Annotated in this window: 16 protein-coding genes; 13 read left to right on the top strand and 3 right to left on the bottom strand. The window is 65.6% G+C overall.

The genetic code is table 11. From position 1 onward, the window contains the following. Window positions 1-33: 33 nt before the first annotated feature. From CKV91_RS06640 to CKV91_RS06630, 3 genes are all read left to right on the top strand, one after another. Complete coding sequence (locus CKV91_RS06640; protein ID WP_021105862.1) at window positions 34-942, top strand: tyrosine-protein phosphatase; 909 nt, start codon at window positions 34-36, stop codon at window positions 940-942. Further along, window positions 939-2,354: a replication-associated recombination protein A gene (locus tag CKV91_RS06635; RefSeq protein WP_065860666.1), complete on the top strand. Its 1,416-nt coding sequence runs from the start codon at window positions 939-941 to the stop codon at window positions 2,352-2,354. Before CKV91_RS06640 ends, CKV91_RS06635 begins: the two co-directional genes overlap by 4 nt. Window positions 2,355-2,747: 393 nt before the next feature. After that, window positions 2,748-3,278 carry a DUF948 domain-containing protein gene (locus CKV91_RS06630; protein ID WP_065860667.1) on the top strand — a complete coding sequence of 177 codons (531 nt, stop codon included), beginning with the start codon at window positions 2,748-2,750 and terminating at the stop codon, window positions 3,276-3,278. A gap of 95 nt (window positions 3,279-3,373) precedes the next feature. Here CKV91_RS06630 and CKV91_RS09400 read toward each other — a convergent pair whose 3' ends face one another. After that, window positions 3,374-3,520, bottom strand: coding sequence for a hypothetical protein (locus CKV91_RS09400; RefSeq protein WP_155944881.1), 147 nt, complete (start codon window positions 3,518-3,520; stop codon window positions 3,374-3,376). A 105-nt stretch (window positions 3,521-3,625) separates the two neighbouring features. Between CKV91_RS09400 and alaS the strand changes: the two genes are divergently transcribed. The 7 genes from alaS (at window position 3,626) to CKV91_RS06595 (ending at window position 11,774) form a co-directional block, all read left to right on the top strand. After that, the gene (gene alaS / locus CKV91_RS06625) at window positions 3,626-6,304 is read left to right on the top strand and encodes an alanine--tRNA ligase (RefSeq protein ID WP_021105583.1); all 2,679 of its coding nucleotides are present in this window, start codon (window positions 3,626-3,628) and stop codon (window positions 6,302-6,304) included. Between the two features lie 91 nt (window positions 6,305-6,395). After that, the gene (ruvX, locus tag CKV91_RS06620; protein WP_197691385.1) at window positions 6,396-6,842 is read left to right on the top strand and encodes a Holliday junction resolvase RuvX; all 447 of its coding nucleotides are present in this window, start codon (window positions 6,396-6,398) and stop codon (window positions 6,840-6,842) included. Beyond that, complete coding sequence (mltG, locus tag CKV91_RS06615; protein ID WP_021105581.1) at window positions 6,839-7,942, top strand: endolytic transglycosylase MltG; 1,104 nt, start codon at window positions 6,839-6,841, stop codon at window positions 7,940-7,942. Before ruvX ends, mltG begins: the two co-directional genes overlap by 4 nt. Window positions 7,943-8,005: 63 nt before the next feature. Then, window positions 8,006-8,839, top strand: coding sequence for a shikimate dehydrogenase family protein (locus tag CKV91_RS06610; RefSeq protein ID WP_051254861.1), 834 nt, complete (start codon window positions 8,006-8,008; stop codon window positions 8,837-8,839). Beyond that, window positions 8,833-10,047: a chorismate synthase gene (gene aroC / locus CKV91_RS06605; RefSeq protein WP_021105579.1), complete on the top strand. Its 1,215-nt coding sequence runs from the start codon at window positions 8,833-8,835 to the stop codon at window positions 10,045-10,047. Before CKV91_RS06610 ends, aroC begins: the two co-directional genes overlap by 7 nt. Continuing rightward, complete coding sequence (locus tag CKV91_RS06600; protein ID WP_021103336.1) at window positions 10,044-10,607, top strand: shikimate kinase; 564 nt, start codon at window positions 10,044-10,046, stop codon at window positions 10,605-10,607. The genes aroC and CKV91_RS06600 overlap by 4 nt, the downstream gene beginning before the upstream one ends. Before the next feature lie 75 nt (window positions 10,608-10,682). Continuing rightward, a complete protein-coding gene (locus CKV91_RS06595; protein WP_036957407.1) occupies window positions 10,683-11,774 on the top strand; it encodes a 3-dehydroquinate synthase family protein in 1,092 nt (363 codons plus the stop codon). Window positions 11,775-11,979: 205 nt separating this feature from the next. Here CKV91_RS06595 and CKV91_RS06590 read toward each other — a convergent pair whose 3' ends face one another. After that, on the bottom strand, window positions 11,980-13,005 hold the full coding sequence (locus CKV91_RS06590; protein ID WP_021105577.1) for a CapA family protein: 1,026 nt from the start codon (window positions 13,003-13,005) through the stop codon (window positions 11,980-11,982). 10 nt (window positions 13,006-13,015) lie between these two features. On the opposite strand from CKV91_RS06590, the gene CKV91_RS09825 reads away from it, so the two are divergent. Beyond that, on the top strand, window positions 13,016-13,243 hold the full coding sequence (locus CKV91_RS09825) for a hypothetical protein (protein WP_021103333.1): 228 nt from the start codon (window positions 13,016-13,018) through the stop codon (window positions 13,241-13,243). Window positions 13,244-13,277: 34 nt separating this feature from the next. On the opposite strand, the gene ppk2 is transcribed toward CKV91_RS09825, so the two are convergent. Then, complete coding sequence (gene ppk2 / locus CKV91_RS06585) at window positions 13,278-14,213, bottom strand: polyphosphate kinase 2 (protein ID WP_021103332.1); 936 nt, start codon at window positions 14,211-14,213, stop codon at window positions 13,278-13,280. Window positions 14,214-14,460: 247 nt separating this feature from the next. Between ppk2 and efp the strand changes: the two genes are divergently transcribed. Continuing rightward, window positions 14,461-15,030, top strand: coding sequence for an elongation factor P (gene efp, locus CKV91_RS06580; protein WP_021103331.1), 570 nt, complete (start codon window positions 14,461-14,463; stop codon window positions 15,028-15,030). Next, entirely contained in the window at window positions 15,027-15,776 is a 750-nt protein-coding gene (gene nusB, locus CKV91_RS06575; protein WP_021105576.1) for a transcription antitermination factor NusB, read from the top strand. Before efp ends, nusB begins: the two co-directional genes overlap by 4 nt. Window positions 15,777-15,919 lie beyond the last annotated feature (143 nt).

Raw genomic sequence — 15,919 nt, 5'->3', positions numbered from 1 at the left:
GCCACGACTGCATGACCTCGCTAGGGTGGGGACGTGGCATTCTCCTGGATCGAACTCGACGGCGTCCTCAACATGCGCGACCTGGTGGGCACCCGGTTGGCCGGTGGGGATCGGATCGCGCCGCATCGGCTGGTGCGCTCCGACAACCTCAACTTCCTCACCGACCACGACGTCGCGGTGCTCATCGAGCAGATCGGGGTGGTCGACGTCGTCGACCTACGATCAAACTACGAGTGCCAACGCATCGGGCTGAGCCCTCTGGAGGACGACCCGCGAGTGCGAGTGCATCACGGGTCGCTGTACCCCGAGACCGATCCGAGCAGTGACGTGCCGCCGTGGAAGGCCTCGGTGGATGCCATCGGCTCCGCCAATCGCAACGACGAGCTGGCCCAGCACTATCTCAATTACCTGCGCTGGAGCCCCGAGGTCGTCGTCGACCACCTGCGCGTCATCGCATCCAGTCCAGGTGCCACCGTGGTCCACTGTGCGGCCGGAAAGGATCGTACCGGGACGATCATCGGGTTGCTGCTGTGCGCCCTGGGTGCCGACGAGCAGGACATCATCGACGACTACGCCGCCAGCGGGCAGCGTCTGAGCCAGATCGTTGCCCGACTGGGGGAGGCTGCCAGTGCAGGAGCTGCCACCCACGGGGCATATGACACCCCCGACCAGTCCACACCGCCAGAGGTCATGGCCCGGTTCCTCGAGTTGCTCGGCGGCCAGCAGGGTGCTCTCGACCTGCTGGGTTCCCACGGATGGACCGCGGCCGATCACGAGCAGCTGCGCCGAACCCTCACCAGCCCCCACACCACGGTGGGCAGTCGTGACGGTGCGTCTGCTCGCCATCCGGGCGACGGTGGGCGTGTTCCTGTCGCCGGGAGCGTCCCCACCACCGGCCAGCAACCCCCTGCCGAATCCACGACCCAGGACCACGAGCTGTGAGCACCGACCTCTTCGGAAACCCTGATCCGCGCGACCAACCGACCCCCGCCACCACGGGAGGGTCGCTGGACGCCGTCAATCCCGATGCCCCGCTGGCAGTGCGGTTGCGTCCCCGCACGGTGGACGAGATCGTCGGTCAGCAGCACCTGCTCACCCCCGGCTCACCACTGCGTCGTCTGGCCGAGGGAACGGCCGCGATGAGTGTCTTCCTGTGGGGGCCACCCGGGGTCGGCAAGACGACGATCGCCTCGGTGGTCTCGCACTCCACCAATCGCCGGTTCGTCGAGATCTCCGCGGTGACGGCTGGCGTCAAGGACGTGCGCCGTGAGCTGGACGTTGCGCGCCGGGAACTCGTCAACGGGCGGCCCACCGTGCTCTTCGTCGACGAGGTGCACCGGTTCTCCAAGGCCCAGCAGGACGTCCTGCTGCCAGCAGTGGAGAACCGCATCGTCACCCTCATCGCCGCCACCACCGAGAACCCGTCGTTCTCGGTCATCTCGCCGTTGCTCAGCCGGTCCCTGCTGCTCACCCTGAAACCCCTGAGCACCGAGGACATCTCCCGCCTCATCGACCGAGCCCTGAATGACGAGCGCGGCCTGCGCACCCCCGACGGGGGCGGTTACACCTTGGCCGAGGATGCTCGGGCCGATCTGCTGCAGCTCTCAGGTGGGGACGCCCGCCGCGTCCTCACCTATCTGGAGGAGTCCGCTGCCGGGGCCGACTCCGCACACACGACGACCATCACCTCCGAGCTGCTCACCACTGCCGTGGACCGGGCCGCTGTGCGCTACGACAAGGGCGGCGACCAGCACTACGACGTCATCAGCGCCTTCATCAAGTCGGTGCGTGGCTCCGACGTCGACGCTGCCCTGCACTACCTGGCACGCATGATCGAGGCGGGGGAGGACCCCCGATTCATTGCCCGGCGGCTCGTCATCCTGGCCTCCGAGGACATCGGCATGGCAGCTCCCAGCGTGTTGCAGACCTGTGTGGCGGCGGCGCAGGCGGTCCAGCTCATCGGTATGCCCGAGGCTCGTCTCAACTTGGCCCAGGCCACCATCGCTGCTGCGACCGCACCCAAGTCCAATGCCGTCATCACGGCGATCGACTCCGCCCTGGCCGACGTGCGCGCTGGCAAGGGAGGACCGGTGCCACCACATCTGCGCGATGCCCACTACTCCTCGGCAGCAGACCTGGGCCACGGCATCGGCTACAGATATGCCCACAACTTCCCCCAAGGAGTGGCCCCGCAGCAGTACCTGCCCGAAGACCTGGCCGAGGTGCGCTACTACCAGCCCACCGATCACGGCAATGAACGCAACATCGCGGGATTGTTGCCCGGACTACGGGAGCTGCTGGGGCGGGAAGCCACCAACCAGCGCCGGTCCGAGGGCAACGGACCGAATCGGTGATCGGGTCGACACAGGGAATCACATGGCTGAGGGCATCACACAACTGAGGACACCACGCAACTGACCTGCGGCAGGCCATGGGCCTACGGCTGCAAGGCCCCGGGATGAGACACGCCCTCTCATGGGCAATGGCAAAACGACATTGGCGTCGCAAGGCCCCGTGAGACACGCCCGATCGCCACAGCACCATTCTCCAATCACCACAGTCACCATCCCCGATCACCACCGACACCCTCCTCATCCTAGGCCCCGCACTGCTCACTGAAACGGGATGGCAACCGCCATCAGCCAACACGTGACCACTAGGCTGTGGTAATCGTGGTTGCAAACCGGATGTGGGGAGCATCCAGTTGCAGGACCGTTCCGAACAAACGAAAAAGCCAGGAGGACATCGTGAGCATCGGAAGCATTGCTGCACTCATTGCCGCGATTGCCGCCGTCGTCCTCGTGGCACTGCTTGCCGTGCCCATCGTCAAGCTCGGTCACGTCATGGACGAGATCACCTCCAGCGTGCGCGATGTCGACCGGTCCGCCCTGGAGATCCTCGAGGAACTGCGCCAGACGGTCATCACGACCAATGAGGAGATCTCGCGCATCGGTGACGTCACCGAGAACGTCAACCGCATGAGTGAGCACGCCGCCAATGCCACCCAGCACGCCAGTGACGTGGGCCGGGTCGTGGCCACCGTGGTCGGCGCACCAGCTCGGGCCACCTCACGCATGCGCACCGCCATGCACCGGCATCGCAGGCCCAAGGCGGTGGCTGCCATCGAGGCACCGACCCGGCACCAGGCCGCGCAGGATGCGCGCGAGGCGGCATCCCGCCGCGGCGAGCCACAGTCCCCCCGCGAGGACGAACCGACCAAGCGTGGGACAGGGCCGGCCCCCATCACTGCGGAGCCCCTTGCCACCGACGAGTCCTGACTCGTGGCCAACGATGACGCACCGCCCAAATTCTCCACACCGTGTTCCGCCCAGGTTGATCGACTCGGGCTGATCGGCAGGTACGAGGAACCGCATCAGCAGGCCACCTCGAACCGCACCTGCCCCGCCCCGACACCTGATTCAGCCGCGACGAGGATTCGCCGCCCCTGATCCCTCGGCACGGGGCTCACCGGAGCTGCCGGAGCCAACAACCGCAACAGCACCCCTGACCTGCTCAGCACGGGCTCACCTCTGGCGAACACCCCATCGCGACGAAACGGGTAGGGTTGTCCAGTGCACGGCCGTACATCACGTCGCCAGCCGACCACCATCGACAAGGAACAAGCATGAGAACTGCGGAGATCGGACAGCGTTTCCTCACCTTCTTCGAGGAAAGGGGACATGACGTCATCCCCAGTGCATCGCTGCTCTACAACGATCCGACCCTGCTGTTCGTCAACGCCGGCATGGTGCCGTTCAAGAATTACCTCATGGGGGTCGAGCCCGCCCCGTGGCAGCGCGCCACGAGCATCCAGAAGTGTGTACGCACCCTCGACATCGACGAGGTGGGGCGAACGACGCGCCACGGGACGTTCTTCCAGATGCTGGGCAACTTCTCGTTCGACGACTACTTCAAGACCGACGCCATCGAATGGGCCTGGGAACTGGTGACCGGCCCGACGTCCGAGGGCGGTCTGGGATTCGACCCGGCGAAGATCTGGGTGACGGTGCTCGGCCCCGGCTTCCACCCCGACTATCCCGACGGTGACGTCGAGGCCCGACAGACCTGGCTCAAGGTGGGGGTGCCCGCCGAGCACATCCAAGGTCGGTCCCTGGCAGACAACTACTGGCACATGGGCGTTCCCGGCCCGGGTGGCCCATGCTCGGAGATCTACGTCGACCGTGGGCCGCAGTTCGGTCCGGACGGCGGGCCCGAGGCCGACGAGGATCGCTACCTGGAGATCTGGAACCTCGTCTTCGAGACCGAGGACCTGTCTACCGTGCGTTCCAAGACCGACTTCGACATCACCGGTCCACTGGCCAGGCGCAACATCGACACCGGCGCAGGTCTGGAGCGCATCGCCTACCTCCAGCAGGGCGTCAACAACATGTATGAGACCGACCAGGTGTTCCCGGTCATCGAGCGGGCGGCCCAGTTGTCGGGCAAGAGGTACGGCCTCAACCCCGACGACGACATTCGGCTGCGCATCGTCGCCGACCACGTACGATCCAGCCTCATGCTCATGACCGACGGCGTCACCCCCGGCAATGAGGCGCGCGGCTACGTCCTGCGTCGTCTGCTGCGCCGCGCGGTGCGCTCCATGCGGCTGCTCGGGGTGGACGCGCCCGTGCTGCCCGAGCTGCTGCCGATCTCGCGAGACCTCATGAAGGATTCCTTCCCCGAGGTGCTCACCCAGTGGGATCGCGTCATCGACGCTGCCACCGCCGAGGAACAGACCTTCCGACGCACCCTGAGCGCCGGAACCACACTGCTCGACACCGCCGTGGCCCAGACCAAGGAGTCCGGCTCCACGGTGCTGCCGGGGGAGAAGGCCTTCCAGTTGCACGACACCTATGGTTTCCCCATCGACCTCACCCTGGAGATGGCCGCCGAGCAGGGACTCACCGTGGATCGTGACGCCTTCACCCGGCTCATGGCCGAGCAGAGGTCCCGTGCCAAGGCCGACGCCAAGGCCAGGAAGGGCATGCTCACCGACCCGGAGGCCTATGCCACCATCCGGGCCCAGGGCGAGACGCCGTTTTTGGGATACGACGAACTCACCGTGCCCACGACGGTGGTCGGCATCATCGCCGACGGCCGCTCCGTGCTCCATGCCACTGCCGGCTCGATGGTCGAGATTGCCCTGGCGCAGACCCCGTTCTATGCCGAGATGGGTGGTCAGGACTCCGACACCGGCATCATCCGCGCCAACGGCTTCGATCTCGAGGTACTTGACGTGCAGGCCCCGGTGCCCGGTCTCATCGTCCACAAGGTGCAGCTTGACGGTGATCTGGCGGTGGGTGACGAGGTGAGTGCCCAAGTGGATCCGGCGGCGCGCTTCGAGGCGTGCAAGGCTCACACCGCCACCCATGTGCTACACGCCGCGCTGCGTGAGCTCGTCGGCCCCAGTGCCACCCAGGCCGGTTCCTACAACAAGCCGGGGTACCTGCGCTTCGACTTCACCGCCACCAAGGGACTGTCCGGGCAGCTGCGTTCCGAGATCGAGCAGCGTTGCAACGAGGCCATCCACGACGACTTCGAGGTCACCGACTCCCGGATGCCTCTGGAGGAGGCTCGGGCGATGGGCGCCATGGCCATGTTCGGCGAGAAGTACCCGCCGATCGTCCGTGTCGTCGAGCTCAATGGAGCGTGGTCGCGCGAGCTGTGTGGTGGCACCCATGTGCCCTCCACCGGACGTATCGGCATGCTCGACCTGCTCACCGAGCAGTCCGTCGGTTCGGGGACCCGCCGGGTGGAGGCTCTGGTGTCCACCGATGCCTTCTCGCACCTGGCTGCCGAGCGGGCCCTGGTCAACGAGCTCACGACCATGCTCAAGGTGCAGCCCGACCAGCTTGCCGAACGCGTGGGCAAGCTCGCCGCCGACCTCAAGGACGCCGAGCGCCGCTTGGCCCAGGCCCGTACCAAGGAACTCTTCGCCCAGGTGGACCAGATCGTCGAGACGATGGCTCCGACCGGAAAATTCGATCTCGTCAGCGCCAAGGTTCCCGGTGTCACCGGCGGTGATCTGCGCTCCCTGGCCACCCAGATCCGCTCCAAGGTCGCCGAACGCCCGGCCGTCGTCGTCCTCATCGGTGGCACCGACGACAAGCCGGCCATGATCGTGGCCACCACCGAGTCGGCCCGTGCTGCCGGTGCGAAGGCCGGAGCACTCATCAAGGTGGGCATCTCCCGACTGGACGGTCGGGGCGGCGGCAAGGACGACATGGCCCAGGGGGCCGGCTCCAACGCCTCGGGTGTTGACGATGCGCTGTCCACCGTCGCCTCCGAGCTCTCGGCGTTGTGAGACCCTTGTTTGTGTCGCCCATGAGCATGTCGAGAGGTCGATGATCGTGTCGGAGGAACCAGTGACGACGCCCAGGGGATCGACGCTGGGAGTGCGGGTCGCCGTGGACTGGGGCAAGGCCCGTATCGGGGTGGCTGCCTGTGATCGGGAGGGTATCCTTGCCTACCCGGTGGAGACGGTGTCGGCCAAGGACCAGCCGATTCGCCGGCTCAGCCAGATCGTCGCCGAGTACGAGCCCGTCGAGGTGGTCATGGGCCTGCCGGTGGCACTCAACGGCACCGAGCAGATTGCCGCCCGTGACGTGCGGGCGGCCGGACGAGACCTGCAGCAGGCCATCGCCCCGATCCCGATACGGTATGTCGACGAGCGCATGACGACACGTACGGCTTCCCGTGCGCTGCACGAGACGGGACGCAACACGCGCAAGCAGCGCTCGGTCATCGATCAGGCAGCTGCCGTCGCCATACTGGAACAGGTACTGGAACAAGCCCGTCGCGGTGAACTCCCAACCGTCCCCGAGCAAGGAGATCAACAGTGAGTCGAAACTCCTCCGATGACGACCCCGGCTTCTGGTACCACTTCCGCAGTGCCTTCGCCGTCATCCTCTCCTTCACCGTCATCCTCGGCAGCATCGGCTACGTGGGCAAGAAGGCCTACGACACCTACATCTCCTTAGCCTACGCCGACGACTACCAGGGCGCTGGCGAGGAGGAACTGTTGGTGCGCATCCCCACGGGTGCCTCCGTCAACGAGGTGGGTGAGATCCTCGTCGAGGAGGACGTCGTGAAATCCGAGAAGGCGTTCAAGGAGGCCGTCCGTGACGCCCCCAACGAGGTGACGATCCAAGCCGGACAGTACCCCCTCAAGAAGCACATGAGCGCCGCCAAGGCCGTGCAGGTTCTCGCAGACCCCGACAACATCCGGCATGCACGCGTCACCCTCACCGAGGGGCTGACGATGGATGAGCAGTTCGATCTGCTCGCCAAGGCCAGCGATCTGCCACGCAAGGACTTCGAGACCGCCGCGACCAAGAACGCCGACAAGCTCAACCTGCCCAGTTGGGCGAAGAACCGGCCGGAGGGATTCCTCTTCCCCGACACCTACGAGATTGCCGACAACCCCACGGCAGGTGACATCCTCCGCAACCAGACCAAGCAGTTCACCAAGGTCTCCGACACCCTGAACTTCAGCGGGCAGGCCCAGAACATCAAGCAGGATCCCTACAGCGCCCTCACCGTCGCCTCGATCCTCGAGAGGGAGGCCAGGAACCCCAAGGACATGAAGATGGTTTCGGGAATCATCTACAACCGACTGTCCAAGGGCATGCCGCTGCAGTCCGACGCAACAGTGCTCTACGCCAACCATGCCAAGGGCAAACTCACCACGACCGACAAGCAGCGAGCCATTGATTCGCCGTACAACACCTACAAGGTGAAGGGGCTTCCCCCCGGCCCCATCTCGAACCCGGGATCCGAGGCCATGGAGGCTGCCGTGACACCGACGAAGTCCGACTACCTGTTCTGGGTGGTCACCGATCCGGACAAGGGCACGACGGCCTATGCCAAGACCGCCAAGGAGCACCAGGCCAATGTCGCGAAGTTCCAGCAGTGGTGCCAGGACCACAAGGGCAAGTGCTGACCGGTGAGTTCTCGGCGCTGTGCGGTGATCGGCCATCCGATCGCCCACTCCCTCTCCCCGGCCATGCACCGGGCCGCCTATCGCGGTCTGGGGCTCGACTGGAGCTTCGACGCAGTCGACGTCGCTCGTGACGGGCTTGCCGACTTCGTGGCTGGGCTGGACGAGTCCTGGCGGGGGCTCGCCGTGACGATGCCACACAAGCAGGAACTGGCTGGGCTGGGGGAGCCCGATGAGTTGGTTCTTCTGCTCGGTGTGGCCAACACCTGGGTGCGTACCACCTCCGGCCCGGTGGTACGCAACACCGATGCATCCGGGGTCTGTGATGCCCTGCGCCAGGCTGGAGTACACCAAGTCAGCAGCGTAACGGTGCTGGGTGCCGGGGCCACGGCACGTTCGGTGCTGGCTGGGGCGACGCGTCTGGGGGTGCGGAGTGCAACCATCGTGTCTCGCAGCCGCGTCCGGTCCCAGCAGACCCTGGCGCTGGCGTCTGCACTCGGTGTGACTGCACATTGGCAGCCGTTGGATGAGCCGCTGGCACCTGCCGACCTGCTCGTCTCGACGCTTCCGAGGCAGGCCTTCGACGAGGGGGAGCACTGCCCACCAGACTTCGACGGAGGGGAGCACCGCTCCCCGGGCACGACGCTGCGTGCCTCACGGGCCGTGACATGTGCCCCGGTGATCTTCGACGTCGTCTATGACCCGTGGCCGCCGGTGCTGCTCGACCTGGCACGACAGGAGAACAAGGTGTGCATCGACGGACTCGACCTGTTGGCTGCCCAGGGCAGGAGGCAGGTGGAGATCATGACCGGCCAGCACGTGGCGATGACGACCATGCGCCAGGCGGCACGAACCGAACTGGCCAGACGAATGACGAGACGATCGGAAGAACGATGCTGAGGTATCTCACGGCGGGGGAGTCACATGGCCCGGCCCTCGTGGCCACCATCGAGGGACTCCCCGCCCAGGTTCGGATCATCACGGACGACATTGCCCATGAGCTGCGTCGCAGACGACTGGGGGCCGGACGGGGAGCCCGAATGGGTTTCGAGACCGACGAGGTGGAACTGCTGGGTGGGGTGCGGCATGGGCGTACCCTCGGCTCACCGGTCGCGCTACGCATCGCCAACGCCGAATGGCCCAGGTGGCGCACCGTCATGGCAGCCGATCCCGTGGATCCCGACGACCTGAGCGATCAGGCCCGTGCAACGCCACTCACCCGTCCTCGCCCCGGACACGCCGATCTGGTGGGGATGCAGAAGTATGACTTCGACGAGGCCCGGCCGATCCTGGAACGCGCCTCGGCACGCGAGACGGCGGCACGGGTGGGCATCGCCGCCGTGGCCAAGGCCTTCCTGGCCCAGTCGGTGGGGGTGCAGATCCTCTCCCACGTCGTCGGGCTCGGGACGGTTCACCTGCCGGAGGACACCAGCCCCACCCCCGATGATCTGGAGCGTATCGACTCCGACCCGGTGCGGTGTGCCGATCCGCACACCTCGGCCCGTATGGTCGCCCAGATCGACGCCTGCCACCAGGACGGTGACACCCTGGGCGGGGTCGTCGAGGTACTGGCCCACGGCATGCCGGTCGGACTCGGGTCACACACCCAGTGGGACAGACGTCTGGACGCACGCCTCGCCGCTGCCCTCATGAGCATCCCGGCGATCAAGGCCGTCGAGGTGGGCGATGGACTGTCCCTGGCCCAGATGAGGGGTTCCACAGCCCACGACGAGATGGCACCAGCACGGCGAACGAACAGGTCCGAGCGAGGGATCCGACGGCTGAGCAACCACTGTGGGGGCATTGAGGGCGGTATGAGTACCGGCCAGGTGCTGCGGGTACGTGCAGCCATGAAGCCGATCGCCACGGTTCCCCGAGCACTGCGCACGATCGACACCACCACTGGTGAACCAGCTCTGGCCCATCATCAACGTTCCGACGTGTGTGCCGTTCCTGCTGCTGGTGTCATTGGTGAGGCGATGGTGGCCCTGGTGCTCGCCGACGCCGTCCTGGAGAAGTTTGGGGGTGACAGCGTGGCCGAGACGACCCGCAACTACGAGGCACATCTGGCTCGGCTCGCGGAACATGGCTGGGTGGTGGCCCGATGATGCGCCGAGTCATTGCCCTCATCGGTGCCCCCGGGGCCGGCAAGACGACGACCGGGCAGAGTCTGGCAGCCCGTCTGGGGTGTGAGTTCGTCGACGTCGACCAGCTCATCGAGTCCCGGGAGGGCCGCACGATTCCCGAGATCTTCCTGCAGCAGGGTGAGGAGTTCTTCCGTTCCAGGGAGCAGGAGATGACTCTCACTGCCCTCGGTGACGGCGACGGACCGCACTCAGACGACATGTCTGCACGCTCTGCCTGCAACAGCGACGCCACCCGGATCGTTGCCCTGGGCGGAGGGGGGCCACTCAACGCGGCCATCGCGGCCCGTCTGGAGCAGGTGTACACGGTCTGGCTCAGCGTCAGTGCCCGCACCGCGTCAAGTCGAGTCGGGCTCAACGACACCACTCGACCGCTGCTGCTGGGCAATGTCCATTCCCAGCTGGTGAGGATGATGGCGCAGCGTCGTCCGGCCTATCAGCGCCCAGCAGATCTCGTCGTCGCGGCCGACGAGCTGTCCGTCGACGAGGTCGTCGACGTCATCGTGCAGGCCCTGGAGGGGTGATGGACTCAGGACATGTCGATGGCCATAAGCAGCGACGAGTCCAGCGTGCTGGCACAGTTGCCTGAGGTGATGGCCATGGATCGAATCACGGTACGCACCGAACGCCCCTATGACGTCGTCGTCGGCGCTGGGGCGAGTCGGCTTCTGACAGATGTCGCCTGCGGCCGTCGGGTGGCGCTCATCCATCCAGCGAGCGTGACGGAACAGGCCCGAGAGCTGAATGCGCTGCCCACCGATTCCGTCGAGATCATCGTCCCGGACGCGGAGCAGGCCAAGACGCCTGAGTGCCTGCTCACCTGTTGGCAGCGCCTGGCCGAGGCAGGATTCACCCGCGACGACCTGGTCGTCAGCCTTGGGGGAGGGGCGGCGACCGATCTGGCTGGTTTCGTCGCCGCCACCTGGCTGCGCGGGGTGGACGTCGTCCATCTGCCGACGACGGTGCTGGCCATGGCGGACGCCGCCATCGGCGGCAAGACGGGGATCAATCTGGTGTCCGGGAAGAATCTCGTCGGGGCGTTCCACCAGCCGCTGGCCGTACTGTGCGACACCGACCTGTTGGGTAGCCTCAACGGACGTGAGGTGCGCTCCGGACTCGCCGAGATCGTCAAGTGCGGCTTCATTGCCGATCCGAGCATCCTCGAATGCATCCGCGCCGCACCACAGGCAGTGCTCGACACCGGCAGCGAGCAGTTTCGCACCGTGCTCGAGGCAGCGGTGCGTGTCAAGGCGGCGGTGGTGGCTTCCGACCCGCACGAGCAGACCTCGCATGGTGATGACGTGGGACGAGAACGTCTCAACTACGGGCACACCCTGGGGCACGCGGTCGAGGCCCACGAGCACTTCACCTGGCGGCATGGCGAGGCCGACGCGATCGGCATGATCTTCGCCGCCGAGCTGTCGCATCGATACCTGGGGCTGTCGGAGAACGTCGTGTCACTCACTCGGACCATTCTGTCGGATCTTGGGCTGCCGGTGAGCTTCGACGACGTTGCCTGGTCCGATCTGCGTGCCACGATGGCCCTGGACAAGAAGACCCGGATGGATCCGACAACTGGGCGACGGGTGCTGCGCTTCGTCGGCATCCGTGCCCCCGGGTCGGTCGCGATGATCGTCGATCCCGACGAGGACGCCCTGGCCAAGTGCTACCGGAGCCTGCGAACAGATTGACCGACACGTTCGGGTCGGTGCCGCAACTCAGCCAATCCGTACCTTCCCCCAGTCTCGTCACCCACACGCAGAGCCGGAGACCCGTATTCCGACCCGAGCCATGGCCGGTCGCCCCCGTGGCTGGTCGACCCAGTGACAGATCGATCCCCTGACTGTCGACATGGGGGCGTCATCGCCCGGACGGGGTGCACGGACCCTCGCCAGCTCACCTCTCGGAGACCCCGGACACCCCGAGTGACCTCACGGTGCGGGACACCTGCCTCCTGGTCTCCTTGAGCCGAGCCCGGTTTCCCCTGCCCGACGAGAGTTCGGCATTGACGGCATGGATCCGAATCGGCCCCTCGGACGGTGAACCGATGTAGACCGGGATGTACTCGGCCCTGGACAGGGATGCCTTCCCCGATCTCACGTCAAAGGTGGCCCGCCCGACGACACCTTCATGGGTGCGGGGCATGCTGGAGGGCTGATTGCCCACGAGATTGCCCAGTCCGTAGATGACGAGTTTTCCGTTGATCTTGGCCCACGGCTGCACGACGTGACTGTGATGGCAGTAGACCATGTCGACGTCGGGGGAGGCGGTGAGACGCGTGGCCAGCTGGATCTGTTCCTTGGTGGGTTCCTGCTGGTACTCCTCGCCGGTGTGTGCCGCGACGATGACGACGTCGGCGCCGGCCCTCCGCGCTGCCGCTGCGCGGGCGAGGAGGTGATCGGCCCGGGCATCACTCCAGGCCCATGACTTGTCCTTGGGGACGCTCTGCCCATTGAGCCCGTAGGCACCCGAGACGAGCCCGAGTTTCAATCCGTTGTGGGCGGTGAGGATGACTGGTCTGTCGGCCTCGGCAGCGGATCGCGCCGTGCCGGAATGGGCGACGTGAGCCGAGTCGAGGGCGTCGAGGGTGGCCTTGACACCGGAAAATCCCTGGTCCCACGAGTGGTTGGAGGCGGTGCTACAGGCGTCGAATCCCACTGTGGCCACCCCCTTGGCGACATCTGCGGGAACAGCGAACACCGGGTAGTTGGAGTAGCTGGTTCCCTTCGGCGCGACGGGCACCTCCGTATGGCACACCGACAGGTCGGCGGCACGGATGATGGGCGCGACGCTGCCGAAGATCGGTGCAAAGTCGTAGCTGCCATGACCATCCGACTTGGCCGTGCGCCACGTCGAGTTGTGCCACAGCAGGTCACCGGAGACGGTGAGGGTGAGGGATCCCGATCGTGTGGAGTGCGGCACGGTCCCCGCGTTGCCACCCGATGGCGTCGGTATCGCCGATGTGCCCGAGGTGCCGCGCATGCTCGCCGTGGCACTGGCAGTCGGGGCAGCCGTGGGCGACGGATCCGCGGAGGGCGTGCTGTCCGACACCCCGACAAAAGATTTCTCGCTGGTGGAGGCAGCAGAGTCGTGCGGGGTGGGTGAGGCGCTGCGCCCACAGGCCAGCAGTCCCAGTGTCAACGCCGTTGCCAGGCACTGACGTGGACCTGGCCTGCGATGACTGGCAGGCATCCTCAGTCCCCGATCGTGTCGCGCGCGCGCTTGACGATGAGTGGGTCGGGTTCGCCGATCACCTCGGCGTTCTTGCCGTCGTAGTCGATCTGGGAGAGGAAGTGACGCATGGCGTTGAGCCGGGCACGCTTCTTGTCGTTGGAGCGAATGGTGATCCACGGGGCCTCGTCGGTGTCCGTGGCTTGGAAGGTCTCCTCCTTGGCGAGGGTGTAGTCGTCCCACCGTCCCAAGGACTCAAGATCCATCGGGGAGAGTTTCCAGCGTCGTACCGGATCCAACTGACGAATGGCGAACCTCGTGCGCTGTTCCTGACGAGTGACGGAGAACCAGAACTTCGTCACGTGGATCCCCGACTCGATGAGCATGGCCTCCAACTGCGGCACCTGGCGCAGGAACTGACGATGCTGCTCAGGGGTGCAGAATCCCATGACCCGCTCGACCCCGGAGCGGTTGTACCACGACCGATCGAACAGGACGATCTCGCCGGCAGTGGGCAGGTGCTGGATGTAGCGCTGGAAGTACCACTGGCCCTGCTCTCGGTCCGACGGCTTGGCCAGGGCGACAGTGCGGCAGGCCCGCGGGTTGAGGTGTTCGGTGAACCGCTTGATGCAGCCTCCCTTGCCGGCCGCGTCCCGACCCTCGAAGATGATGAGGTGCTTGTCCCCGGAGTCCTCGATCGAGTACTGGAACTTGAGCAGTTCGATCTGCAGCAGGCGTTTCTGCTCCTCGTACTCCATGCGATCCATGAGTTCGGGGTACGGGTAGTCCTCGTGCCAGGTCTCCACCGCGGAGCCGTCGGGAGCGATGAGTTCCGGATCATCACCATGGGTGTCGGAACGCACGACGTACCCGGCGTCGTGCACCTGATCGATGAACTCACGCAGGCTGTGCTGGCTACCAGTCAGAATCGGATCAGGCAAGGATTCGGTCATGTACATCAGCCTAGTGCCCACAACTTCCGACATGGATGGGCAATGCCGGCACGTCACCTGTTCTTTGCTCAATCTTCACTCGTGGTTTTCTGTCGCGGTGGTTTGGATCTTTCCGGAGCAAGGCCACTTCTGCCGCCAGATCTCGGGTTTCGATGCCAGCCGACACTGCAGCTCGCATGCAGCAACGCCGATGGGATAGGGTTTGCGGGTATGGGTTGTGCCCGGCAATCCTCCGGTACGAAAGGTTTCACCTGTGGTCATCTCCACCAATGACATCAAGAACGGCACCGTGCTGAACCTGGACGGTCAGCTCTGGACGGTCATCTGGTTCCAGCACCACAAACCGGGCAAGGGCAACACCGTCGTGCGCACCAAGCTCAAGCACGTGCTCAGCGGCAAGACCGTGGACCGCACCTTCAACTCCGACACCAAGATCGAATCGGCCGAGGTGGATCGACGCGAGATGCAGTACCTGTACCAGGACGGCGACTCCTTCATCTTCATGGACGTCACCAGCTTCGACCAGCTGCCCATCCCGACCGAGGTCGTCGGGGATGCCAAGGACTTCATGCTCGAGAACCAGAACGCCACGGTCGCCCTGAACGAGGGCAACCCGCTGTACATCGACCTGCCGGCCTCCGTCGAGCTCAAGGTGGAGTACACCGAGCCGGGCCTGCAGGGAGATCGCTCCACCGGTGGCACCAAACCTGCCACGCTGGAGACCGGCCGTGAGATCCAGGTGCCGCTGTTCATCACCACTGGTGAGACGGTCAAGGTGGACACCCGAAACGGCGACTACCTCGGTCGCGTCTCCGACAAGTGAGCGAGCACGATCACACCACCGAGGCGCCGGTTGAACAGATCGGTGACCTCGAGGTGCAGCGTATCAGCGGTGACATCCAGCAACACGCTGCTCTGTCGACCCGGTCCAAGGCCCGCAAGCAGGCACTCGACATCCTCTTCGAGGCTGACACGATGGGGACGGACCCGGTCACCGTCTTGGCGCTGCGCCCCACGGTGATCGACAACCCGGTCCGTCCCTTCGCAGCCGAACTGGTCGAGGGAGTGTCCACCCACCGCACCGAGTTGGATGCCGCCGTGTCGGAATGCCTGGCACCTGGCTGGACGCTGCGACGCATGCCACGGGTGGATCGGGTGCTCGCGCTCGTGGGGGCCTACGAGATCCTCTTCACCGACGTCCCCAATCCCACGGCAATTTCCGAGGCCGTGGAATTGGGTGGGGAGTTCTCCACCGATGACACCCCTGCCTTCCTCAATGGCCTGCTCACCGGAATCGCCGAGCATGGACCCTTCGAGATGGCATCGCCGCAGGCCGACTCGCAGGATCCCGATGAGGCGGCGGACACCGCCGCGGAGCCTGAGACACAACCAGACTGCGTCACCACGGATCGGACGGCTCCGGGGGCTGCGGCAGACCATGACCCGCAGGGCCCCACCGAGCCAGCCACTACCGAGCCCATCGAGGCTGCAACGCAACCACCGACGGACGAAGACGTCGACCTTGTCGAGGCAGCGGACGATCATCCCTCAGATCCGGCAGCGGAGTGATCCCGGGTTTCTCGAGAGCTGCCGCCTCGGACCCATGTGATCCATGAGCGATTCGTGACGATTCCTCGTCCGGGTCGCTCATTTCGCATCCCGCCATGACCGGTGCCGGAAAGATCGCAAAATGATCACAATTTGGATGCTTT

The organism is Cutibacterium granulosum, assembly GCF_900186975.1.
Lineage (GTDB): Bacteria > Actinomycetota > Actinomycetes > Propionibacteriales > Propionibacteriaceae > Cutibacterium > Cutibacterium granulosum.
Note: the sequence above shows the minus strand (reverse complement) of the source record. Positions and strands in the feature narration are given on the sequence as shown.

Bases quoted from the DNA above. Each gene is read 5' to 3' on its own strand.
- alaS (WP_021105583.1), top strand. From the start codon at position 3,626: ATGAGAACTGCGGAGATCGGACAGCGTTTCCTCACCTTCTTCGAGGAA.
- CKV91_RS06610 (WP_051254861.1), top strand. From the start codon at position 8,006: ATGCACCGGGCCGCCTATCGCGGTCTGGGGCTCGACTGGAGCTTCGAC.
- ppk2 (WP_021103332.1), bottom strand. From the start codon at position 14,213: ATGTACATGACCGAATCCTTGCCTGATCCGATTCTGACTGGTAGCCAG.
- CKV91_RS06595 (WP_036957407.1), top strand. From the start codon at position 10,683: ATGGATCGAATCACGGTACGCACCGAACGCCCCTATGACGTCGTCGTC.
- aroC (WP_021105579.1), top strand. From the start codon at position 8,833: ATGCTGAGGTATCTCACGGCGGGGGAGTCACATGGCCCGGCCCTCGTG.
- CKV91_RS06600 (WP_021103336.1), top strand. From the start codon at position 10,044: ATGATGCGCCGAGTCATTGCCCTCATCGGTGCCCCCGGGGCCGGCAAG.